The 23,871-nt window shown below is 58.2% G+C and carries 19 protein-coding genes; 7 read left to right on the plus strand and 12 right to left on the minus strand.

Features of this window, described 5'->3' with window-relative positions:
* Positions 1-159 precede the first annotated feature (159 nt).
* The 3 genes from FZE95_RS15240 to FZE95_RS15250 all read left to right on the plus strand — a co-directional run bounded on the left by FZE95_RS15240 (position 160) and on the right by FZE95_RS15250 (position 3,781).
* On the plus strand, positions 160-1,854 hold the full coding sequence (locus tag FZE95_RS15240; protein WP_223825084.1) for a long-chain-fatty-acid--CoA ligase: 1,695 nt from the start codon (positions 160-162) through the stop codon (positions 1,852-1,854).
* A gap of 140 nt (positions 1,855-1,994) precedes the next feature.
* Entirely contained in the window at positions 1,995-2,972 is a 978-nt protein-coding gene (locus FZE95_RS15245; protein WP_178100932.1) for a calcium/sodium antiporter, read from the plus strand.
* Between the two features lie 92 nt (positions 2,973-3,064).
* Positions 3,065-3,781, plus strand: coding sequence for a VC0807 family protein (locus FZE95_RS15250; RefSeq protein ID WP_150301735.1), 717 nt, complete (start codon positions 3,065-3,067; stop codon positions 3,779-3,781).
* Positions 3,782-3,816: 35 nt separating this feature from the next.
* Here the strand turns inward: FZE95_RS15250 and FZE95_RS15255 are convergent, their stop codons facing one another.
* The 10 genes from FZE95_RS15255 to FZE95_RS15300 all read right to left on the minus strand — a co-directional run bounded on the left by FZE95_RS15255 (position 3,817) and on the right by FZE95_RS15300 (position 14,920).
* On the minus strand, positions 3,817-4,941 hold the full coding sequence (locus FZE95_RS15255; protein ID WP_150301736.1) for an aminotransferase class V-fold PLP-dependent enzyme: 1,125 nt from the start codon (positions 4,939-4,941) through the stop codon (positions 3,817-3,819).
* A gap of 441 nt (positions 4,942-5,382) precedes the next feature.
* Positions 5,383-5,988 (minus strand): TetR/AcrR family transcriptional regulator, encoded by a 606-nt coding sequence (locus FZE95_RS15260; RefSeq protein WP_150301737.1) that lies wholly within the window; start codon positions 5,986-5,988, stop codon positions 5,383-5,385.
* A gap of 51 nt (positions 5,989-6,039) precedes the next feature.
* Positions 6,040-6,813: a hypothetical protein gene (locus FZE95_RS15265; protein WP_150301738.1), complete on the minus strand. Its 774-nt coding sequence runs from the start codon at positions 6,811-6,813 to the stop codon at positions 6,040-6,042.
* Positions 6,814-7,074: 261 nt separating this feature from the next.
* Complete coding sequence (locus FZE95_RS15270) at positions 7,075-7,899, minus strand: ABC transporter permease subunit (protein ID WP_150301739.1); 825 nt, start codon at positions 7,897-7,899, stop codon at positions 7,075-7,077.
* A complete protein-coding gene (locus tag FZE95_RS15275) occupies positions 7,896-8,801 on the minus strand; it encodes an ABC transporter permease subunit (protein WP_150301740.1) in 906 nt (301 codons plus the stop codon). Before FZE95_RS15275 ends, FZE95_RS15270 begins: the two co-directional genes overlap by 4 nt.
* The gene (locus FZE95_RS15280) at positions 8,798-9,934 is read right to left on the minus strand and encodes an ABC transporter ATP-binding protein (protein ID WP_150301741.1); all 1,137 of its coding nucleotides are present in this window, start codon (positions 9,932-9,934) and stop codon (positions 8,798-8,800) included. The genes FZE95_RS15275 and FZE95_RS15280 overlap by 4 nt, the downstream gene beginning before the upstream one ends.
* 88 nt (positions 9,935-10,022) lie before the next feature.
* Complete coding sequence (locus FZE95_RS15285; protein WP_150301742.1) at positions 10,023-11,126, minus strand: polyamine ABC transporter substrate-binding protein; 1,104 nt, start codon at positions 11,124-11,126, stop codon at positions 10,023-10,025.
* 218 nt (positions 11,127-11,344) lie between these two features.
* Positions 11,345-12,718 carry an aspartate aminotransferase family protein gene (locus FZE95_RS15290; protein ID WP_150301743.1) on the minus strand — a complete coding sequence of 458 codons (1,374 nt, stop codon included), beginning with the start codon at positions 12,716-12,718 and terminating at the stop codon, positions 11,345-11,347.
* Positions 12,719-12,804: 86 nt separating this feature from the next.
* Entirely contained in the window at positions 12,805-14,151 is a 1,347-nt protein-coding gene (locus FZE95_RS15295) for a glutamine synthetase family protein (protein ID WP_150301744.1), read from the minus strand.
* A 7-nt stretch (positions 14,152-14,158) separates the two neighbouring features.
* Positions 14,159-14,920, minus strand: coding sequence for a gamma-glutamyl-gamma-aminobutyrate hydrolase family protein (locus FZE95_RS15300; protein WP_150301745.1), 762 nt, complete (start codon positions 14,918-14,920; stop codon positions 14,159-14,161).
* Between the two features lie 270 nt (positions 14,921-15,190).
* Between FZE95_RS15300 and FZE95_RS15305 the strand changes: the two genes are divergently transcribed.
* From FZE95_RS15305 to FZE95_RS15315, 3 genes are all read left to right on the plus strand, one after another.
* The gene (locus FZE95_RS15305) at positions 15,191-16,603 is read left to right on the plus strand and encodes a glutamine synthetase family protein (RefSeq protein WP_150301746.1); all 1,413 of its coding nucleotides are present in this window, start codon (positions 15,191-15,193) and stop codon (positions 16,601-16,603) included.
* Positions 16,604-16,696: 93 nt separating this feature from the next.
* Entirely contained in the window at positions 16,697-17,506 is an 810-nt protein-coding gene (locus FZE95_RS15310; RefSeq protein ID WP_223825085.1) for a M90 family metallopeptidase, read from the plus strand.
* A gap of 139 nt (positions 17,507-17,645) precedes the next feature.
* Complete coding sequence (locus FZE95_RS15315; RefSeq protein WP_150301748.1) at positions 17,646-19,712, plus strand: carboxylesterase/lipase family protein; 2,067 nt, start codon at positions 17,646-17,648, stop codon at positions 19,710-19,712.
* Between the two features lie 59 nt (positions 19,713-19,771).
* Here the strand turns inward: FZE95_RS15315 and FZE95_RS19795 are convergent, their stop codons facing one another.
* Both FZE95_RS19795 and FZE95_RS15325 read right to left on the minus strand, forming a co-directional pair.
* Positions 19,772-20,152, minus strand: a complete 381-nt coding sequence (locus tag FZE95_RS19795; protein WP_223825086.1) for a DUF2931 family protein — start codon at positions 20,150-20,152, stop codon at positions 19,772-19,774.
* Positions 20,153-20,445: 293 nt separating this feature from the next.
* On the minus strand, positions 20,446-22,383 hold the full coding sequence (locus FZE95_RS15325) for a PAAR domain-containing protein (RefSeq protein WP_150301749.1): 1,938 nt from the start codon (positions 22,381-22,383) through the stop codon (positions 20,446-20,448).
* Between the two features lie 374 nt (positions 22,384-22,757).
* Between FZE95_RS15325 and FZE95_RS19980 the strand changes: the two genes are divergently transcribed.
* Positions 22,758-23,609, plus strand: coding sequence for a CatB-related O-acetyltransferase (locus FZE95_RS19980; RefSeq protein ID WP_150301750.1), 852 nt, complete (start codon positions 22,758-22,760; stop codon positions 23,607-23,609).
* Positions 23,610-23,871: the final 262 nt, after the last annotated feature.

The following is a 23,871-nucleotide window of genomic DNA, read 5'->3' on the forward strand; positions in this document are numbered from 1 at the left end:
CTGGCCTGTGAGCGAAGCGGCCCCTTGCCCGGTCTATCCCGGCTTAACGCAGCCTATAGCGTGATATATCGGCGGTGGATGCACGTTTCTGAAGGGCCAGCGTCAGGCTAGTTTCATGCTGTCGACCTACTCAAAAAAAACAATACGCGGAGTGCCATTGTGAATAGCGAAATGCCCTGGTTGCGATCCTATCCGGACAATGTTGACTGGAACGCCGCTTTGCCGGCTCGGCCTGTATATGAGCTGCTGTCCGATGCGGTACGCCATTTTCCCGACAATCCCGCCATCAATTTCCTCGGTCATCGGCTCAGTTATCGTCAGCTGGATGACCTGATCTCCCGGGCTGCAGCGGGCCTGCAGCATCTGGGCGTAGGCCCTGGCGTGCATGTTGGCCTGTACCTGCCTAACACGCCGCATTATTACATCAGTTTTTTCGCGGTCCTGCGGGCCGGCGGCACCGTGGTCAATTATTCGCCGCTGGATGCCGAGCGCACGCTCGAGCACAAGATCGAGGATAGCGAGACCGAAGTGATGGTGACGCTGGATCTGGCCGCGTTCTACCCGAAGATGGCCAGTCTGCGTCAGCGAACCCGGTTGCAGACCCTGGTTGTTGGCGGCATGACGGATTTCTGCGGGCCGGGCGTGACTCCCGGTGCTGATCAGCTTGGGCCATCGGTGGAGGTTGGGTTCGACTCGAGCTGCGTTGCGTTTACCCACCTGCTGGATAACACCGGTGAGTATCGTGCCTTCGCGCTGGACGGTCCCGAGTCGACGCTGGCGGTGCTGCAATACACCGGCGGCACCACGGGTGCGCCCAAGGGCGCGATGCTTACCCACGGCAACATCGCTTCGGCCTGCGCACAGCTGAAGGAAATCCTCGATGTGGCGCTGGCCCCTGGCCAGGAACGGGTGCTGGCAGTGCTGCCGCCTTTTCATATCTATGCGCTGATGATCAACATGGTGTTTGGCCTGAGCATGGCGGCTGAGGTTTACCTGCATCCGCGCTTCGACGCGCCGACGGTGTTACGGGAGATCAGCGAGAACAAGATCACCACCTTTCCGGGTGTGCCGACCATGTTTATTGGCCTGCTGGGACACCCCGACACGCCGCAGCATGACCTGACCTCCCTTAAGCTGTGTAATTCGGGCGGTGCGCCGTTGCCTACCGAAGTTCAGCAGCGCTATCTCGACATGGCCGGCTGCAGTCTGCGTGAAGGGTGGGGTATGACTGAGACGACGACGACCGGGACGTTCTCGCCCATGGGCGCTGAACCGCGCCCTGGCTCCTGTGGCATTCCGATGCCAGGTACGCGTATCCGCATCGCTCCGCTGGACGGCTCCTCAGGCAGCCTCGCCCCGGGGGAGCGCGGCGAAGTCTGCATCAGTGGTCCAAATGTGACGGTAGGCTACTGGAAGCGCCCGGATGCAACTGCCGAAGCCATGACAGATGACGGCTATCTGCGTACCGGTGACATCGGTTATATGAACGAGGATGGCTACCTCTATATCGTCGACCGGACCAAGGACATGATTCTGTGCAGCGGTTTCAACGTTTACCCGCGCACCATCGAAGAAGCGATTTATGAACATCCCTCGGTCGAGGAGGTCTCTGTTATCGGTGTGGACGATGCCTATCGGGGGCAAGCGCCCAAGGCGTTCATCAAGCTCAAGGCTGGCGCGCAGGCTTTCGATTTTGCAGAGCTCCAGGCGTTTCTGGAGCCGCGTCTGGGCCGGCATGAACGACTGCAGGCAATGGCCATACGCGACGCCTTGCCGAAAACACCCGTCGGCAAGCTGTCAAAAAAGGAGCTGTACGAAGAAGAGCGGGTGCAATTGACCAGTCAGACCGCCTGAACGGCAGCACCCGGTGTGCGCTTTGCTATGAATGGGCGCTGGCTTTGTCGGATAATGCAGGGCCTGTGAATGTGCCGTTGCCACTACAACGAAGCATCTACAGGCCTTATTCCATTCATAGAACGCAAGGTTTTCATTTCATGCTGATGGCACTGCTCGCTGTAATTGCCGGACTCGCACTACTCGTCTGGAGCGCTGACCGCTTCGTTGATGGCGCCTCGGCCACGGCTACTCATGCGGGTATGCCGCCGCTGTTGATCGGTATGCTGGTCATCGGCTTTGGTACTTCGGCTCCGGAAATGGTCGTTTCGGCGTTGGCAGCCTCGCAGGGCAACCCCGGGCTGGCGCTGGGCAATGCCTACGGCTCCAATATCACCAACATCGCGTTGATCATCGGCCTGGTCGCAGTGATCAGCCCCATCGTCGTGCACTCGCAGGTTGTACGCAAAGAGCTGCCTGTGTTGCTCGGCATTACGCTGCTCGCCGGTTATCAGTTGATTGACGGGAATCTCAGCCGGATGGACGCCTGGGTGCTGCTCGGCGCCTTCGCTTTGCTCATGGGCTGGTCAATCGTGCAGGGCATGCGCGGTCGCGGCGACACGCTGGAAGAGAACTACGACAGCGAGCTCAAGGAACACGCCATGCCATTGAAGAAGGCATTGTTCTGGCTGATCCTGGGTCTGGTGCTGCTGGTAGTCAGTTCCCGCGTGCTGGTCTGGGGCGCAGTGTTCATCGCCCAGAGTCTTGGCGTCAGCGATCTTATTATCGGTCTTACTGTGGTGGCGATAGGTACATCCCTGCCGGAACTGGCCTCTGCGCTGGTGGCGGTGCGCAAGAATGAGCATGACCTGGCACTGGGTAACGTCATCGGTTCGGGCATGTTCAATACGCTCGCCGTGGTGGGCATTGCTGCGGGCATCATGCCGCTGGCGGTCGAGCCGGTGGTGCTGTATCGCGACTGGATGGTGATGGCGGCCTTGACCGTAGCGCTACTGGTCATGTGTATCGGGCTGAACGGCAAGCAGGGGCGCATCAACAGAGTGGAAGGTGGGGTGCTGATGCTGGCGTATGTCTGTTACACCGGCTATCTCGTCTATACCATGATCAACCCGGGATAAGACCGGTCCCTAAAAAATCCGGTCCGGTCGGGCTCTTTGCCGAGTGCGTTCCGTGTAACATGACCCGACCACCCGGAATCGTCTGAGCCATCATGACCGACGCTACACAACAGAAAGTACCGCAGCACAAACCCCGGCCGATGGTCGATCTACTGGTCAGTATCGTTATCCCTTCGGTGATACTGATGAAGTTCAGCGGTGAGGATGACCTCGGTGCTGCGCAGGCATTGATGCTCGCGCTGGCCTTTCCCATCTGCTGGGGTCTGTTCGAGCTGGTGCGCTATCGCAAATTCAACTTCATCGCCATGCTCGGCGTGATCAGTGTGTTTCTGACTGGTGGCATCGGCCTGATGGAGCTGGACCCCAAATGGCTGGCGATCAAGGAAGCGGCGGTGCCGGGTCTGATCGGCATCGCCGTGCTGGTGTCCACCCGCACGTCTTACCCGCTGATTCGCACGCTGCTATACAACGACAGGGTATTGAATGTGCGCCGGGTCAATGAGCGGCTGGAAGAGCGTGGGCTGATGGACATATTCGAATTGCGCTTGTTGAAAGCCACCTACTTTCTGGCGGGCACCTTCTTTTTCTCCTCACTGGCCAATTACACCCTGGCCAAATGGATAGTGGTCAGCCCGGCGGGGACCAGCGCGTTCAATGAGGAATTGGGGCGCATGACCCTGGTCAGCTATCCGGTGATAGCCATTCCTTCGATGGTCATGATGATGGCGATTCTGTTCTATCTCTGGCGCACCATTCATGGCCTGACCGGCCTGAAGATGGAAGACATCGTCGCGCACCCACCGAAATAGATCAGAGGAAGCCATTGCGGCTTCCTCTGCTTGCGTTACATCCGCTCTAACGCTTCGCGGAGCCTGGCAACGGTCTGCTCAACATTGTGCAGCTTGTCCAGGCCGAACAGGCCGATGCGGAAGGTCTTGAAGCTGGCCGGCTCGTCGCACATCAACGGCACGCCTGATGCCGTCTGCAGGCCGTGCTCGATGAACGCCTTGCCGCTCTGGATGCCATCGTCGCTGGTATAGCTGACGACAACGCCGGGCGCCTCGAAACCCTCTGCAGCAATGCTCTTGAAACCCTTCTCGGCCAGCAATGCGCGTACCGCCTTGCCCAGCGCCAATTGCTCCTGCTTGACCTTGTCGAAACCGTAGTCGCGTGTTTCCAGCATGGTGTCGCGGAACTGCTTCAGTGCGTCGGTGGGCAGAGTAGCGTGGTAGGCGTGGCCGCCGTTCTCGTAGGCTTGCATGATCTGCAGCCATTTTTTCAGGTCGCAGGCGAAGCTGTTGCTGCTGGTCTCGGCGATACGCTCAAGCGCCAGCGGGCTGAACATGACCAGCGCGCTGCAGGGCGAGGCGCTCCAGCCCTTCTGCGGGGCGCTAATCAATACGTCCACGCCGCACGCCTGCATGTCGACCCAGAGTGTGCCGGAGGCAACACAGTCAAGTACGAACAAACCACCCACCTCGTGTACCGCATCGGCTACCGCGCGAAGGTAATCGTCCGGTAGAACGATGCCTGAAGCGGTTTCCACGTGGGGGGCAAATACCAGATCCGGTTTGCGCTCGCGGATGGTCGCCACGACTTCATCGATTGGCGCAGGGGCAAAAGGGGACTGTTCGTCAGCGCCGGTTTGCCGCGCTTTGAGCACGATCTCTTCGGCTGGCAACCGGGCCGCTTCGAAAATCTGACTCCAACGGTAGCTGAACCAGCCGTTGCGGATCACCAGGCAGCGCTTGTCCTGGGCAAACTGGCGAGCAACTGCTTCCATGCCATAGGTGCCGCCGCCCGGCACCACCGCCACACCGGCGGCCTGGTAGACGTCCTTGAGCGTGCCGGAAATGTCCCGCATGACCTGCTGAAAGGTGGTGGACATGTGGTTGAGCGAGCGGTCGGTGAAAACCACAGAATATTCGAGTAAACCATCGGGATCGATGCTTGGGTGCAGGCTGGACACGGCAGGTTCTCCAAATCAGGCGGAAGGTTGCGCCGGACCGGGCCGACGCGCCAAAGGTCCTATGCTACCTGATCTGAGCGATCATTTACTGCTGATGCTTTATGGCAACTGTGTTGGTTCTCTGGGCGAGTGAAAGAAATGCCAGAGGTGTGGCCGGCCAATCCGCGATCGCGCCGAGGCGATACGCGATACCCGCCAAGCCAGCCCTGTCGGCGCGCAGGCGCACGCCAACCCCAACCCCAGGGAAACCCCAAACCGCAGCCGAAGCGCACCCCTGGCGGTGTAGCGCGTCTGCGCTACGCCAAATCCGCAGCAACGCGAAACCCTGTGGGCGCATCCGAACGCGGCCCGAGACGCACGCCAACCCCAGGGAACCCCAGCCTCCCGCCTCCGGCTCTCACCGCTCGACCCAACAGCACCCCGCCGAGCCGGGCCGAAATATCACCCGGTACACAAACTCCAGCAGGCATCTCGGGCGGCATCGATATCGGCTTGATCCAGCCTCAGATAGCCATCGCGCTCAGCCTTCATCAGATTGACGAAGGCGCCCCATACCAGGGCCATCAGCACCTCGGCACGGATATCGCTGCGATAAATGCCTTTCTTTTGCATGCTGCGGTAATAGGACAGAACGGGGGCGAGGATCTTGCGTTCGAGCTCGCGGCTGGCCTGGTCCAGATACGGACGGTGGTCCTGTAATTCCATGAAGCGGTAGGAGTCGGGTGCTTCCCGGGTGAACTCGATCATGCGCTGCCAGATGACCGCAAACTGCTGCTGTGGTCCCAGGCTTTCGTCCAGTTCGCCGTAAAGACGCTTGCTCATGGCGAGCTTTTCCTCGCGGAACAGCTCGTTGACCAAGACTTCCTTGCTGACGAAGTAGCGGTAGATAGTACCCGTTCCCACGCCGGCCTGTTCGGCAAGCGTAGGCATCGGTACGCCATTGACACCACCTTCGGCAAACACAGTCAGCGCAGCGCGAAGGATCGCGCTGCGCTTGTCCTTGATCCGTGGCCGTGGTGCCTTGTTTCCCTTCGAATGACTATTCATTTGGGCATTCTAAAGGCAAGCGGCCGGTTTTTGCAGCCCTCGTCCGTTCTGTCAGGTGTGAAATGTCTGGTAGGGCTGAAAAATACAGATATTGGTACCGCCCATGCTGTTGCCATCGGTGAGCTCGGTGAAGTAAGTGAAGCTCGTGTCGGCCTTGAGTTCGGCCTGGATGGTCAGTTTGTTGCGGTTCTTGCCTGCGTCCGGATCGGCGAAGCGCTGCAGGAAAATATTGTCCCACCAGTACAGGTTCTGAGGGTCGAATTCCTTACTGTTGCGGGCTTCACAGATACGGAAAACGTAATAAGCATCGACCCCGCTCAGTTCCTTGAACGACTCACAGCGGATTTCGACATTCTGCAACGACGCCTCTGCGGGCAACTTTTCGCCATTGCCCGGGGTATAGCTGGCTTTGAGGCGGTCGCGGATGGGCAGGTAGGCGCTCATCAGGCGTTCCGAGGGAGCGTTATCCTGGATGCGGGAAATAGTCTTGGTCGCCCCATCCTTGCACTTCACTTCGATGATGTATTCACCGGGCTCCATGAAGCCAGTGAGCAGGTTGATCATGTACCAATGGGAATTGGTGGTGCGGTCGTAGATATGACCGTTGAGATTGCTGATGGTGTAGGGCTGATTGGCCACTTCGACGAGGTATCCATTGGGACCACGCGCCGTGATGCTTTCGATCAGCTCGTGTACGGGCGCGCCGCCACTGGGATGGAAGGCGATCAGAAACTTGTGCTGTTCCTTGGGTAGGCCCGTGTCCTCGAAGTCCATATAGACGTTGCACGCCATCAGATCGTAGATCTCGACTTTGCCCTGGTTCATACGCGTCTCCTGCTGATTGTTTTTATGGCGACAGTTAATGAATGAACGTTCGTTCATTGACAAGGTTAACGCCGGCATCGGCGCTTGCCAAGTATTTGATGCAGCTTGCAGTGCGTTCTGATCGTTGGATTCAGATCCCGATTGGCGGCGGGCGAGTAAACAAGGCGGGAGGGAGACAGAAGAGAAAGCAGTAGATGACGTTGTATCGCCGGTTATCCGCCGTAGCGAGCGTCAGATAACCGGGGCAATGCCGGGGCTAGCTCAGGAGCTCGCGTTTGGGTTGCGGGCGCGCCGATCGGCGCTGCGCACAATCAGCCAGGCGAGCAGGGTGCAGAGCGCGACAGCCAGCAGGATGACGCTGGCAATGGCATTGATTTCAGGCTTGACGCCCAGGCGCACCGAGGAGAATACCTCCATCGGCAGCGTGGTGGCGCCCGGGCCCGACACAAAGCTGGCGAGTACCAGATCGTCCAGCGACAGGGAAAATGCCAACAACCAGCCGGCGGCAATCGATGGAGCGATCATCGGAACCGTGATCTGCAGAAAGGTCTTCCAGGGCGGGCAGCCAAGATCCAGCGCGGCTTCCTCCACTGACTGGTCAATTTCCCCGAGCCGGCTGCTGACGACAATGGCCACGTAGGAAGTAGCAAAGGTGGTGTGCGCGATCCATATGGTCACCATACCTCGCTCGGCCGGCCAGCCGACGGCCTGAGCCATGGCTACGAACAGTAGCAGCAGCGAAAGACCGGTAATTACCTCAGGCATGACCAGAGGTGCAGTGACCAGACCCGAGAACAGCGTCCGACCACGGAAGCGCTTGATGCGGGTCATGGCGAAGGCCGCCAATGTGCCCAGCGCCACGGCGGCGGTGGCGGTGAAGAAGGCGATCTGCAGACTGCGCTTGACCGCGCTCATCAGCCCGGTGTTATCCAGCAGGCCGATGTACCAGTGGATCGACCAGCCGCCCCATACCGTCACCAGTCGCGAGGCGTTGAACGAATAGATGACCAGAATCACCATCGGAAGATAGAGGAATACCAGGCCCAGCCAGAGCATGGCAGTGGAGAATGCCGGACGCCTGTTCATGCGTTTCGCTCCATGGCCCGTGACTGGTTGTAATGAAACAGGATGATCGGGATCAACAGCAGAGCGAGCATGACGATGGCCAGCGCGGAGGCAACCGGCCAGTCACGGTTGTTGAAGAATTCCTGCCAGAGCACCCGGCCGATCATCAAGGTCTCGGGTCCACCCAGCAGTTCGGGCACCACAAACTCGCCCACCACCGGGATGAATACCAGCATCGATCCGGCAATGATGCCGCTCCTGGATAGCGGTACGGTGATCTTCCAGAACGCTTTGATCTTGCCAGCGCCGAGGTCCATGGCGGCCTCGAGCAGGGTGTCGTCATGCTTGATCAGGTTGGCGTAGAGCGGCAGGATCATGAACGGCAGGTAAGCGTAAACGACGCCTATATAGACCGCCGTATCAGTGTTGAGAATCTGCAGCGGCGAGTCGATCAGGCCGGCCCACATCAGCGTCGAATTGAGCAGGCCATTGGTGCTCAGGATGCCCATCCAGGCGTATACGCGAATCAGTATGGCGGTCCAGGTAGGCATCATGATCAACAACAGATAGATCAGCTGCTTGTCCCGTGGCGCGCGGGTAATGGCATACGCCATCGGATAGCCCAGCGCCAGGCAGATCAGTGTCGAAAACAGGGCAATCTTCAGCGAGCCGAGATAGGCCGCGTAATACAACGAGTCCTCGCTGAGGAAGATGTAATTGCCGAGATTGATCGCAATGCTCAGCGACTGTTCGGCATATTCCAGCAGGGGCTGATACGGCGGTATGGCGATCGCCGCTTCCGAAAAGCTGATCTTCAATACGATCGCAAAGGGCAGCAGGAAAAACAGGAACAGCCACAGGTAGGGTGCGCTGATAACCCAGAAGCGACCGGTCGGCAGTAGGCGAGATGTCAGCTTGCTCATGAGGGCAGGACGACCCCGCTGTCGTTTTCCCAGCTGATGTAAACCTTGTCATCCCAGGTCATGCGCGGCATGCGGCGTTCGGAGTTGGCAAAGAACGCCTGCACGATCAGGCCACTGTCGAGTTTGATGTAATACACCGAATGCCCGCCGAGATAGGCAATGTCATGCACTTCACCGTGCGCCCAGTTATATTCCTGGTCGGGTTTGTCAGGGCTGACCCAGACCTTTTCCGGACGCAGGGCGAAAATGGTATGCCGGTCTTCTGCGCGGGTGCTGATGCCGTGCCCAATATAGATAGGCCGATCCAGCTTGGGACATTCGATGATGGCGTGGTCTTCCATGTCGACCGTCAGTTCACCCTCGAAGATATTCACGCTGCCAACAAATTCCGCCACGTGACGGCTTGCCGGGCTTTCGTAGATATCCATCGGCGTGCCGACCTGGGCAATCCAGCCCTGGTGCATGATGGCGATGCGTTGTGCCATGGTCATGGCTTCTTCCTGATCATGGGTCACCATGATGCAGGTCACACCGACGCGCTCGATGATCTCCACCAGCTCCAGTTGCATTTGCGAGCGCAGCTTCTTGTCCAGCGCGCCCATGGGCTCGTCCAGCAGCAGCAACTTGGGGCTTTTTGCAAGCGAACGCGCCAGGGCCACGCGCTGGCGCTGGCCGCCGGAAAGCTGATGCGGCTTGCGCCGGGCATATTCGCTCATGCGTACCAGCTTGAGCATTTCCGCCACGCGGTCTTTGATTTCAGCTTTGGACATCCTGTCCTGCTTCAGGCCGAAGGCGATATTCTGCTCCACGGTCATATGCGGGAACAGTGCATAGGACTGGAACATCATGTTGATCGGCCGTTGGTGCGGCGGTAGGTCAGTCAGATCCTGACCATCGAGCAATACCCGGCCTTCGCTCGGCCGCTCGAAGCCGGCGAGCATACGCAGCAAGGTGGACTTGCCGGAGCCGGACCCGCCGAGCAAGGCAAAGATTTCGCCACGATTCACCGTCAGACTGACATCGTCGACCGCCAACGCATCATCGAAGCGTTTGCTGATTCGTTCGATCTTGACGAATTCGTCAGGCTTGGCCTTGGCCATGGCCTGCTTCATGGCTCCTGCAGCGCCAACCATAGTGTTCTCCGTGCTCGGTATCGAATGAAGGCGTTACAGCTGTTGAGGCCTGATGTGCGCACCAAACCTCAACAGTGCCTGTGCTGACTCAGCGACCGGATTTGATCCGGTTCCAGGAGCGGGTAACGATCCGTTGCGCCGCCAGCGGACGCGGTTCGGCAACATACAGCTTCTGCATGACTTCTTCGGTGGGGTAGATGGCTGGATCGTTGAGGATTTCGGGGTCGATCAGCTCATTGGCAGCCTTGTTCGGGTTGGCATAGGCAACGTAATCGGTGATCGGCGCGACGACGTCGGGGCGCAGGATGTAGTTGATGAAGGTGTGCGCGTTATCCGGGTTGGGCGCATCCTTCGGAATCGCCATCATGTCGAACCACAACTGAGTGCCTTCCTTCGGAATGGTATAGGCAATATCGACGTTATTGTTCGCTTCCTCGGCGCGGGCAGCGGCCTGGAATACGTCACCGGAGAAGCCGACGGCAACACAGATATCACCATTGGCGAGGTCGCTGATGTACCGCGAGGAATGGAAGTAGCGAACCGAATCGCGCACGCTCAGCAGTAGTTCTTCGGCCTTTTTCAGGTCGTCCTTGTCGGTACTGTTCGGATCCAGGCCCAGATAGCCGAGCGCTGAGGTGATCATGTCATCGCCGGAATCCAGCATGGTAATACCGCAGCTGGCCAATTTGCTGGCAACCTCGGGCTTGAACACCAGATCCCAGGAATCGGTCGGCGCATTGTCGCCAAGCGCGGCCTTGACCTTCTCGACGTTGTAACCGATGCCGTTCGTGCCCCACATGTAAGGAATGGAGTGTTTGCTGCCCGGGTCGATGCTTTTCACCTGCTCCATTAGCTGCGGGTCGAGATGCTTCATGTTCGGCAGCTTGTCGTGGTCCAGCTCCATGTAGACGTCAGCAGCGATCTGTTTGCTGAGAAAGTGGTTGGAGGGCACCACCAGATCGAAGCCGGAGCGGCCTGTCAGCAGCCGAGCGTCGAGGACTTCGTTGGAGTCATAGACATCGTAGGTCACGTCAATGCCGGTTTCCTTCTCGAAATTGGCGATGGTGTCTTCGGCGATATAGTCGGACCAGTTGAAAATCTTCAGTTGACCGTTCGCCTGCGCAGTCGCAGCGCCACCAAGCAGGGCAGCAGTCGCCAGGGCCAGAAACGTTTTTTGTACCGGGTTTTTCATAGCGCCTCCTGTGCAGGCTCCAGCCACAGTATGTTGCCTGCCTTGTTATAAGCCGGGCGGTAGCCCTGGCTCGATTATCAATTCCTTTCTGCCGGTTCAGTTTGCAGTCAAACCGAACCGGTAATGAGCAGATTAGCTGCCCTGTGCCTTTTTACAGTGCCCGACCGGGCGGCGAATTCTATTCGACGCGCCGGTGTTCGGATAGTCGTCGGCTTGTATCAAACGCCCAATTGCTCGGCCGTCAGGTCCAGACAGCGCCAGATCAGAGCCGCCAGCTCGTCGATCTCGGCAACACTGATGACCAGTGGCGGCGACATGATCATGGTGTCGCCCACAGCGCGCATCACCAGGCCATTACTGACACAAATGTCCCGACAGAGCGAGCCGGTACTGCCTTTGTCGGCAAATCGTTCGCGTGTTGCCTTGTCTTTCACCAGTTCGATCGCGCCGAGCAAGCCTGCGCCGCGCGCTTCACCAACCAGCCGGTGTTCGGCCAGCTCGGCAATCTTTATCTGCAAATAGGGTGCCGCTTCGTTTTTCACATAATCGACAATCTTTTCGTCGCGCAGAATACGCAGATTTTCCAGCGCTACTGCGGCAGCGACCGGGTGGCCCGAATAGGTGTAGCCATGGAAGAACTCGCCGCCTTCGTCAATCAGGGTGCGTGCCACCCGGTCGCCTACTATCACGCCGCCCATCGGCAGATAGCCAGAAGTCATGCCCTTGGCGATCGGCATCAGGTCCGGCTCGAGATCAAAATACTGGCTGCCGAACCACTCGCCGGTGCGCCCGAAGCCACAGATGACTTCGTCGACTACCAGCAGAATGTCGCGTTCGGCAAGGATGCGTTTGACCTCCGGCCAGTACGTTGCCGGTGGAATGATCACGCCTCCGGCACCCTGAATGGGTTCCGCTATGAAAGCAGCAACCTGATCTTCACCCAGCTCGTTGATCTTCGCTTCCAGCTCACGCGCGGCCCAGATACCGAACTCGTCGGGGGGCATGTCACCGCCTTCTTCGAACCAATACGGTTGAGGAATATGCACGATGCCGGGGATCGGCAGATCGCCCTGGGCATGCATGGGCGCCATGCCACCCAGGCTCGCGGCGGCAACGGTCGAGCCGTGATAGCCGTTTACCCGGCCGATGACAGTCTTTTTCGCGGGCTTGCCCTTGAGATCCCAATAACGCCGAACCATGCGCAGCACGGTATCGTTGGCTTCTGAACCTGAACCGGTGAAAAACACATGATTCATGTGCGGCGGCGCCAACTCGGCAATCGCCGCGGCAAGCTTCACCGCAGGCGGATTGGCGCACTGGAAGAAACTGTTGTAGTAGGGCAGCTCGATCATTTGCTTGAAAGCGGCTTCGGCCAGCTCGGTACGGCCGTAGCCGATGTTGACGCACCACAGCCCAGCCATGGCATCCAGAATCTGGCGGCATTCGCTATCCCACAGATAGACACCCTCGGCGCGCTCGATAATCCGCGTACCGCGCTCGCCCAGATCCTTGTGATCGGTAAAGGGGTGCAGATAGTGCGCGGTGTCCAGCGCCTGAAGCTGCGCGGTGGTGTAAGTACTCTCAGTGCTCATGCGAAATCCTCTACTTCATTGCTGGCGCGGCCATGGTTCGGTGAGTCAGCGCGGAGTCTTGATGGTGGCTACCAAGGTCGCTGTGGTCAGACACTCAGGAGCAAAAATTCACGTTCCCACGAGCTGATCACCCGCTTGTAATTCTCATGCTCCACGCGTTTGACCGAAACGTAGCCACGGCAGAACTTCTCACCCAGTACCTCGGAGATATCCTTGCATTGCTCCATGCGTTCCAGCGCGGCCTCGAGAGAAAAGGGCAGGCGCAAGTTGCGCCGTTCATAAGCGCGACCCTTGACCGGAGCGGAGGGATCAATCTTGCCGACCATACCCAGATAGCCGCACAGCAGGCTGCCGGCAATGGCGATATAAGGGTTGGCATCGGCGCCCGGGAGGCGGTTCTCGATGCGGCGATTCTGCGGATCGGAATCCGGCACCCGCAGCCCTGCGGTCCGGTTCTCCTCTCCCCATTCAACGTTAACCGGCGCCGAGGTGTCGGGCAGGAAACGGCGGAAGGAGTTCACGTTGGGCGCAAACAGCGGCAGCACTTCGGGGATGTACCGTTGCAGGCCACCGATGTGATACAGGAAGAGCTTGCTCATCGAGCCATCGGCGTTGGAGAACACGTTCTTGCCGGTTTTCAGGTCAAGAATGCTCTGGTGCAGATGCATCGCGCTGCCGGGTTCGTTGGTGATCGGCTTGGCCATGAACGTCGCGGTGATATCATGCTTGAGCGCGGCTTCGCGCATGGTGCGCTTGAACACCAGAATCTGGTCGGCCAGGTGCAGCGGGTCGCCGTGACGGAAGTTGATTTCCATCTGCGCGGTGCCTTCTTCATGGATCAATGTATCCAGATCCAGCCCCTGGGCTTCGCACCAGTCGTACATGTCCTCGAACAAGGGGTCGAATTCGTTGGCCGCATCAATCGAGAACGACTGGCGCCCGGTCTCCTGGCGACCAGAGCGGCCAATCGGCGGCTGCAGCGGCAGGTCCGGATCCTCGTTGCGCTTGGTCAGATAGAACTCCATTTCCGGTGCCACAATCGGCTGCCAGCCTTTTTCCTCGTACAGCTTGAGCACCTTCTTCAGCACGTTGCGCGGCGCCATCTCGATCGGCACGCCTTTCTTGTCATAGCAATCGTGGATGATCTGCGCAGTCGGCTCGATGGCCCAGGGCACCAGATAGATCGCCGTGTGATCCGGCTTGCAGATCATGTCGATATCGGCGGGGTCGAGAAGGTCGTAATAGATGTCGTCCTCGACATAATCACCGGTCACCGATTGCAACAGGATGCTCTCGGGTAGACGCATGCCTTTTTCCGAAATGAACTTGAGTGTCGGTGCAATCTTTCCACGGGCAATGCCGGTCAGGTCGCTGACCATGCATTCGACTTCGGTGATCTTGCGTTCCTTCAACCAGCTTTCGATATGATTCATAACTTCCTCAGAGTTGCCGGGCGGCATAAGCCCGGCAGGCGTCGCCAAACGCATTGAATATAGCGGAGTAGAAAGCGTTCTCGGTGACTTTCCATTCCGGATGCCATTGCACACCCAGCGCAAAGCCGGGCGCGTCAATGACGGAGAAGCCTTCGATCAGGCCGTCAGGTGCGAATGCTTCAGGCCGCAGCCCGGGTGCCAGATCCTTCACGCCCTGCGTATGCAGGGAATTGACCTGGGCCGTGCTGCAGCCGGAGACTCGATGAAGCAGGCCCCCCGGTTCAATGCGGACTTCATGTGCGGGGCCATACTGCACGTCCACCGGCCGGCTTTTGTCCTCGTGGTGTTCAATATAGCCTGTCACTTCGTGAAGACGTGGATGCAAGGTTCCGCCGAAGGCGACGTTCATTTCCTGGAAGCCCCGACACAGGCCGAGCACCGGCACGCCACGCTCGATGGCAGCCTTGATGAGGGGGAGTGTCGTTTCGTCGCGCTGAGGATCATGATGGGTACCCTCCACGCTCGGAGCCCCCTTATAATGATGCGGTTCAACATTGGACGGTGAGCCGGTGAACAGCAGACCATGGAAAGTGTCCAGCAGTTGGCCAGGATCTATGCGATTACCGAGCGCGGGAATCAATAGTGGTAAACCGCCGGCTCCATTGACGACTGCGAGGATGTACTTCTCGCCAGCGATGTGAAATGGATGCAGCCCCGTCGTGTCCGTGCAACAGGAAATACCGATAAGTGGCGTGTTCTGAGACGACATGGTTAGGCTCTGAGCAGGATGGCCGTGTGCGGATTGTTGTTCGATTTTTCATACAATAGCAACAAAAAATAGCCGGTACAAAAACCCTCTTGCGCGCCCATCAACAATACTCGAAACACCTCGTTGAGCCCGCGTAAATAGCGGGAAAAGCAGTGCGCCGCGCTCTAATCTGAGGGCTTCGGCTCGCTTGACTCGATCTGGCCTTTCGGATTTACTCTGACCACAGAACCACTGTGGTTGATATATTTTACAAACAACAGGTGACAACCCATGCAACCCCAACCCGGAGCGGATACTGTGGTGCCGATAACCGAAACGGTAAACAGTATCCAGGAAGCTGAGGCATTTCTTGCCGAGCATCCGGAAGTGCACTTTATCGACCTGCTGATCGCGGATATGAACGGCATCGTCCGCGGCAAGCGCATCGACCGCTCTGCTCTGATGAAAGCCTTCGAGCGAGGCATCGCCTTGCCTGCGTCGGTCTTCGCGCTAAACATCCAGGGCACAACCGTCGAGGAAACCGGGCTTGGGCTTGAGATGGGCGATGCCGACCGCATCTGTCTGCCGATTCCCGGCACGCTTTGCATGGAGCCCTGGCAAAAGCGCCCCACCGCGCAGCTGCTGATGACCATGTATGAGCTGGACCGTAAAACCCCCTTCTTCGCTGACCCGCGGTATGTATTGCAACGCATCGTCGAGCGTTTCAGCGAGCTGGGTCTCAAGCCGGTTTCGGCGTTCGAGCTTGAGTTCTACCTGATCGATCAGGAGAACATCACTGGTCGCCCCCAGCCGCCGCGCTCGCCGATGTCCGGCAAACGGCCCAATTCGGTGCAGGTCTACTCCATGGACGACCTGGACGAGTACGCCGAATTCCTGCAGGACGTCATCGAGGCTGCCCACGAGCAGGGCATCCCCGCTGACGCCATTGTGGCTGAATCCGCACCGGGCCAGTTCGAGGTTAACCTGCACCACGTGGATGATCCGGTGGTCGCCTGTGATTACAACGTTCTGCTCAAGCGGGTGATCAAGAACGTCGCCTATGACCATGAGATGGACACCACCTTCATGGCCAAGCCGTATTACGATCAGGCCGGCAACGGCATGCACGTACACATCAGTCTCATCGACAAGGACGGGGTGAACATCTTTGCGCCGAACCCGGACGGCAGTCTGAGTGACAGGCTGCGCTGGTCAATCGGTGGCTTGCTGCAGACGCTGCCGGAATATATGGCGTTCCTGTGTCCCAATGTGAATTCCTACCGGCGCTTCAGCCCCAGCTTCTTCGTGCCCTGCGCACCGACCTGGGGCATTGATAACCGCACCGTGGCCGTCCGTGTGCCGGGCGGGGAGCCAGACGCCATGCGCATCGAGCATCGCCTGGCCGGTGCCGATGCCAATCCCTATCTGCTGATGGCTGCGTTGTTGTCGGCGATCCATTACGGCATCACCAACAAGATCGAACCGCCGCCCATGACCGAAGGCAACGCCTACGATCAGCATGAGGCATCGCTGCCGACCAACCTGCGCGACGCACTGCGCTTGCTGGAGCACTCCAAGGTCATGCAGGAGTACATCGGCGAGGAATATCTGGATGTGTTTGTGCTGTGCAAGGAAAGCGAGCAGGAGGAGTTCGAGCGAACCATCTCTGACCTTGAATACATGTGGTACCTGCACACGGTCTGAGCATTGAGCCACGCGACCTGAATCCCGCCCCCGTGGCGGGATTTTTGTATGTGCGTGTTATTGTCTCTGCGAGAAGGCCGGACGGTTGGATCCTTGATTATCAAAGACATTGAGTCGGCGCAACGCTCGTCGCGAGGCGCTTGGCGAAGGCTGAGCAAATGGCGGGAGGACAGGCGGCTTCGACGCCTGAACATTTCCGCCGATGACTGGCAGCAGGCGCTGGGCGACTGGGCCGTATACCGTCGTTACTCGGTGCCGGAACGCCGCTGGCTGCATGAAGCGGCGCTGCGATTGCTCCTGCGCAAACATTTTGTCGGTGTGGGCGGTCTGGAACTCAGCGACGCCATCCGTCTTCGTATTGCGGGCATGACCGCGGTGCCGGTGCTGGGGATAGGACTGAATTGGTACGACGGCTGGCAGACTCTGATCCTGTACGACGGCCCTTTTGTTGCCAACCACAGCTGGCAGGATGAATACGGCATTGTTCATCAGGAAACCAGCGAGCGCAGCGGAGAAGCCTGGGAGCGCGGGCCGGTCGTTCTGTCGCTGCAGGACGTGCTGAACGCTGGCCAGCACGACGGTTACAACGTGGTCATTCATGAGCTGGCGCATACCCTGGATATGCGTAGCGCCTCAGCCAATGGCGCGCCGCCATTGCATTCCGGCATGGACCCGGTGGCCTGGAAGCGCGACCTGTCTGCTGCCTGGGATGATCTGGCGCACCGTGCAGAGCTTGGCGAGCGGTTGCCCATGGATAGCTACGCGCTTGAAGACGCGGCCGAATTCTTCGCTGTACTCTCCGAAACCTTCTTTGAATCGCCGGGCTCGCTGCAGTCCGCCTGGCCGGCTGTGTACGGTCATCTTGTCGCATTTTATCGTCAGGACCCTCTGGCCCTGACTTAGCAGAATCGGCCCGGCGGCGACCCGCTCCGTCTACTCGTTCAAAACATGAAAAAGTCTCGTTCGGCGACTGTTCGTTTTTATGTCTACTCTTTGGGCTGCACTCCCGTGTAGACAATAAATACAAGAACGAGGTTTACCTATGTTTCGCAAAGATTCCCACTTTGGTTTTACGGTATCGCGGCAGCTGACAGCGGCTTGTCTGTTGATGTTGGCAGGCGCTCTGGCGGGTTGCTCGGACAGTGACAACGACGATGATGATCACGCAGGAGACGGTGGTGGTGGCGGTACCCCGCAGCCCGCGCTGACTGGCGTTTTTGTCGATAGCCCGGTTGCTGGTCTGCGTTATGAAACCGACAGTCTGAACGGTCACACCGATGCGCAGGGCCGTTTTCAATATAACGCCGATGAGACGGTCAGCTTTTATATAGGTGATTACCCGCTGGGCTCTGCGCCAGCGGAGCAGTCCTTGAGTCCGCTGGATCTGGTTGACGGGGCTGAAGGTGTTGAGAACGAGACGGTAAACAACATCGCCGTCCTGCTGCAGACGCTGGATCAGGATGGCGATCTGAACAACGGCATTCAGATCACCGATGAGATCGCCGGCCGGGTTTCCGGCTATGCCGACCTGATCAGCCTTGAACAGCCTGTTGGTGAGTTCCGTACGGCCCTTGAGCCTTTACTCGATGATCTCAACGCAGCCGAGCCGCCTGTGTTTACGGATACTGATCCGCGCCCGCGCACTGCAATGGATGCGGAAAATGCCCGTGAGCACCTGGCCCGATCCATTTCCCCAGGCAAGACGGTGACAACCCGATATGGCGAGCTGGCCGGATTCCAGGCAGGAGAAGGCGCCTGGGCCTGGTACGGCATTCCCTACGCCAAGCCACCGGTTGGCGAGTTGCGCTGGAAACCACCGGTCAAGCCGGATGCTTGGGACGGTGTGCGCCAGGCTACTGCCTGGGCCGACCAGTCCGCGCAAAACCCACGCTATGAATCCTTTGGTGAAGGCGGCATGAGCGAGGACAGCCTGTACCTGAATGTCACAGCGCCGGATGGGTACGAGGGTGAGCGGCTCCCGGTGATGGTCTGGTTCCATGGTGGCGGCTTCGCCATCCTGACCGGCAATACCAAGGCGTTCAATAACACCTCATTGCCCAAGGAGGGTGTCGTCGTGGTGACAGTCAATCACCGTCTCGGGCCGTTCGGTTATATGGCGCACCCCGCGCTGACCGCCGAGTCCCCGGAGAATACGTCCGGCAATTATGGCCAGCTCGATCTGATCGCCGCGCTGGAATGGGTGCGTGACAACATCGAGGCCTTTGGCGGAGATCCAGCCAATGTCACGATTTTTGGTGAGTCGGGAGGAGGCGGAAAGGTGCTTTCCCTGATCAACTCACCGATGGCTGAAGGGCTGTTCCACAAGGCCATCGTGCAAAGCGGCATGGCCGGCCCCGAGGACGAGCTGATGCCAGTCGAGAACATGCTGGCCAATGAAGAGGCCGACGGCGTGGCCGTGGCCGAAGCGCTGGGCGTTCAGGATGAAGAAGACGTTGCCGCGGCGCTGCGGGCCATCCCCTGGCACGAACTTGCAGTGAAGGTTGATGAGACCGGGCGGGTCTTCTCACCCAACGTGGATGGTGTGTATATGCTTGACGGTATACGGGACAGCTTTGAGGCCAGACAGCATAACGATGTGCCGATCATTGCTGGCGCCAACCAGGGCGATACCCCTGCTTTGATCGAAGGCCTGAAGTGGTACATGCCGTGGATGGCCGAGCATAACGAGTCAGAGGTCTTCGCCTATGTATTCGATCATCTGCCGAATAACTGGTCGAGTCAGGGCGCGTTGGCTTACCACGGCGCCGAACTGGTGTACGTGTTCGACTATCCTGGTAGCTTCCTTTCCCATTACCTGCTGGGGCTGACGGGGCTTGAGGATCCGGTGGGTGGCGATACGCCGACACCCCAGGGGTTCATGGCCAATCCCCCCGGCTGGAATCCCAACGACGTCCAGGTAACTGACAATATGCGCGCCATGTGGGCCAACTTCGCGCGTACCGGCAATCCATCCATCGAACAGGTGGACTGGCCTGCTTATACCAGACAGAACGATACCTACCTGCGTATCAGCCAGGATTTGAATGTCGAAACGGGACTGGATACGGCGTTCCCTGAGCCTGAAACATCCGAGAGCGAGGTCGAGTGAAGGATTAGCAAAGAGGCAGGATTGAAACGCCGTGTCAGTCGCGACACGGCGTTTTGGTTTTACCAGCTACCGAAGGGAATGCCGTGGCCATCGATGTACTCCTGAGCCGCCGGCGCCAGGGGTAGGGCGTAGCGGCCGTTGGTGAGTCCTTCGCTGGGTCCCTCAGGACTGATTGTGCCTTCGAAGCGTCCTATCTCAAGAGGCTCCAGACAGTCACCGCTCAACCATGCCTTGGCAATGCCTCCGGGCGCCAGGCCGATAGTGATTATTTTTCTGTAGTCCTGAATTTGCTTGCCATCAAAGCGGCAGAAAGCGGAGTAGGGGGTAAGCATCTCCTCTCGATATTTTTCGGAGATAGGGATTGCTACACGGTAGGTTTGCGGTTCGGCCAATGATTGCCAGCGAACGAAGACGATTTCCGGTAGATCGACACCGGTCATGGGACGCGTCGCCCCCGCTCCGGGCCTGGCGGGCTATCCACGAGGGTTGCCGCGGTTATTCGGAGGATTCTGTATCGCAGAAACGCCCCCGTGTACCCCGTAATAGGCCAATCCTCGCTGATCCAGCACGTCAACGCTTTCGACCCAAACCTCCATATAGTTGGGTGCTAACAAGCCAATTTCCCAGGTTCGGTAGGGCAACTCAGGTGGTGGCAGTCGGAGCGGGTCGGGTTCGCGTTTGTTGGCGCAAGCGGTTAAAGCGATAAAAAGCCCGAATACAAGCAGGACCTTTCTCATACGGGGTAGCCCCGCTGTGGCCGGTCTGCATACAGGGCGCGTTTATTCTGATTTCTAGGTTTGTTCACCAGCAACCCGCTAACGGAGCTCCAGTTGGCGGAACTGTGTATATATTTGCTATGCAGAAAGCGCCTTTCAATTTTGTCGAGCGTAGCGCTGCGCCCAGCCATCGCAGAATATATAACCTTGTCCGCGATTGGCTTTAGATCCTCTGGAATGGCGAATACGGGTGTCTCGGGAAGGGGCTTGAAGGCTGCATGATCTTCGGTCGCCTTCGCATGCATTATCCGTAACGCGATTCTTGATAATTCGCCGTGTACCGGTCTATCAAGCCCTAACGCCAGAAGCATGTTTTCTGATCCCTGGCTGTTACGACCATTTCCAGGCACCGGCAAACGAACACTCAAGGAAATCAGTCCACCCTCTCCCGGCAGTCCTCTTTCCAGAAGCTGACGCTCTTCCTCTGCCCGAGCCCGCCATTCTCTGGATCGTACCAGCTTCGTCCTGTCGACGCTTTGCATCGAATAATAGGCATCGCGGAAAAGACGGGGCCGGCCGATCAGCACACGTTCACGTATCAGCAGAGGATAGCCGCCGCCGAGGTTCGAATGCATGCCTGGCAACGCCAGTTCCTCATGGAAGTCATCCACGCGGTTAAGGCTGAAATTATGTCGATGTTCGTCGGCTGCAGTCAGGTGCACAACCTTACGAGCACAGCCGGGCGGCATATACAGGTTTATTCCGGGGTTGCGCTCGCCACCCACGTTGACATCCCCGCGTAGCGGATCGAGGACGGCCGCGACGGTATCAAAGAGACTTATGAAGTTGATGCTGACATGGCGCAACCATTCGAATCCAGGCGCCATCGCTGGAAGACCCTCGTTTAGTTGAGCCGCAAAAACGCCGCCGTTGGGCTTGAGCACCTCATTGGCAAAATGACGTGCGGCGGCTGCGCCACGGCTGAACCCGAAGATATCAAACTCGATCTTCTCTATCAGGAGTTTCGGGTTGCCATTCACTAATCTGCGCAGCGTTCCGGTCACCAGAGAAGGGCTTTCTTGAACCCGAGCGACTATGCCCGTCTTGCCTTTCCCTGTCGCTTGCCCCCATCTGACGTCATCGCTGCCACCCGTGGTGCCAATCCCATCGATATAGACCTTCAGGCTTGCCTGAACGGCGGTCGGCTCTACCACCGCATCGCTCTGGTCCTCATACAGGTCATACAAAAGCGCCACGTTGCTTCGCTCGTTCCCATAACTGCTACCGGGCAACTGGTCATAGCGGCCGTCACCGTCGGTGTCACGGTAGTCGTAGGTTTCGCATAGCTGACGGATATGGGTCAGGGTCTGTTCATCGAATTCGTGCAGATCCTGGCGGCGGCACTCCGCGGTGAATGCAGCGTTGCCAAGGTTGTTTCCCGTGCCGTCAAAGAACATACCCACGCGCAAGGTGATGCGTTGCTGCAGGGGTAGCTCGCGCTCTTCCTCCTCCTCTTCTTCCTCTTCCAGAGAATAGGGCAGGCCATCGATAAGAGTATTTTCCTTGAGTGGTCCGGCGGTGTCGTCCAGGCCTGGGGCAAGCAGGCTGCCAGCACCCGCAGCGACCGATGGAGCTGAGGCTGCGTGACTCTCGCCGCCGGGGTCCGTGGCCGTGCTCACATTGCCCCCAATGGTGATGGTGCCAGAGCCTCCAGTTATCACGTCGCCATGACTGCCGGTGCTGCCCAGCACTGCTGCCGGACGCCCATTGATCAGGACTGAGGGGATTATCGTTCCGTCAATTGCACTGCCGCAGGCGGTTTGATCGCCTTGACGGGCCGCGGGCTGGCCGTCGAAGAGTACATCTGTCGAGCCAGTGACAATGGCATTGCTGCCGTGACCGTCTTTCGGGCACTGGGTGGGGTCGCCCATCCGGGCGGCGGGTTTGCCTGACATGCCAAGCTCATTTTGGCGGGTAGAGCTACAGAAGATTAGACCCTAGGGCCATTGGCTGTGCTGGACAATCCGCTTGACGCTTGGGTGTGACACGGTGCCAGCATTTTCGGGTTGAAGAGGGTTTGTGGGGCCTGCGCTAGTACACGTTGCTGTGTGATTGTTTGGGGCACAAACAGGGGAGTGGGCGCCTCAACGGTCCGTGGCTGGGGCAGCTAATTCCTATTTACTACCGCGTGACCCAGCTTTGCCTGGTGGTTTGGTGACCCTTTTAGTACGAGCTGGTTGTTCTGACTGGTTTTTTAACAAACTTTTGACTCATGTCCGAATGATGATAATGTGATATCAACTCGACATGGATTTCAGGGGCACCAGAGATGAGCTTTGCAGACGCATTGGATGATCTTGACGCAGCGAACGGCCCAAAGTGGAAGGCCGAGCCCAAACAGGCGACGGTTCGGGCACGGTTGGAGTGGTTTCTACGGAAACGCAAACTAAAAAAAGAAATTCCCGGTTTTTCCGCCAGCGTGAGCAGTTTCGCCTCATCCGATGTGACCTTTGCCGAACACGTTCGGCTTTGGGGCGGAACCTCTGTTTCCAATGCCCGCATCGGTAGGTTTACATACCTGGCCGGGACCAAAACGGCCAACATCACCATTGGTTCGTTTTGTAGTATCGGACCGGGCACTCGCCTCGGCGGGATGGGCGATCACCCAACCTACATGATTAGTACCCACCCGGTTTTCTATTCGACTCTCAAACAATCGGGAACAACCTTCACCGACGTAGATTATTTTGATGAACTAAAACAAACGCATATTGGACATGACGTCTGGGTCGGAGCTAACGCTGTTGTGCTTGATGGCGTGAGAGTCGGCAACGGGGCGATCATTGCCGCAGGCGCAGTGGTTACATCCGATGTGCCTGCTTATGCGATCGTGGGCGGGACCCCGGCGAAAGTGATCAAGTTCCGATTCACCGATACCGAGATCGCGCGCCTGGAATACTTGAAATGGTGGAACTTCCCGACCGATTTGCTACGCGAACATGCTGACCTGATCCGAGCAGCAAACGTTGACGTGCTGTTCGAGAAGCTTGCCGTTAAAGCACTGAAACCTGTGTTGGGCATAACGTACCGTAAGCCCCTGACACCGATTTCAGAGCGCGACCAACCGGCTCCGCCCTTCACCAAAGAATATGCACGGGCCAATAGCGAAGCTGAAAGTTGAGGCTGCGTTAAAAGCGCCCGGCCCGCGCATCACTCAGCCCCACCAGGCATCGCGTGTTTTTATCGTCTTGCCGACTTCGGTGTCATTGGGTCATGCGCGGTATTGAGTGAATTTTTGCAGTAGCAACTGCAATTTGCGCGCCTCAGGCGGCACATCAACTTCTTTGAATATGGTCATTCGGACAATGCTCCCTCTTTTCAGACCTTTTACCGGAGGCCGATATCAAAGCCTCTACTGAACACTCTGGCTCAAATTGGAAACA

Source organism: Pseudomonas profundi, assembly GCF_008638305.1.
Classification (GTDB): Bacteria; Pseudomonadota; Gammaproteobacteria; order Pseudomonadales; family Pseudomonadaceae; genus Halopseudomonas; species Halopseudomonas profundi.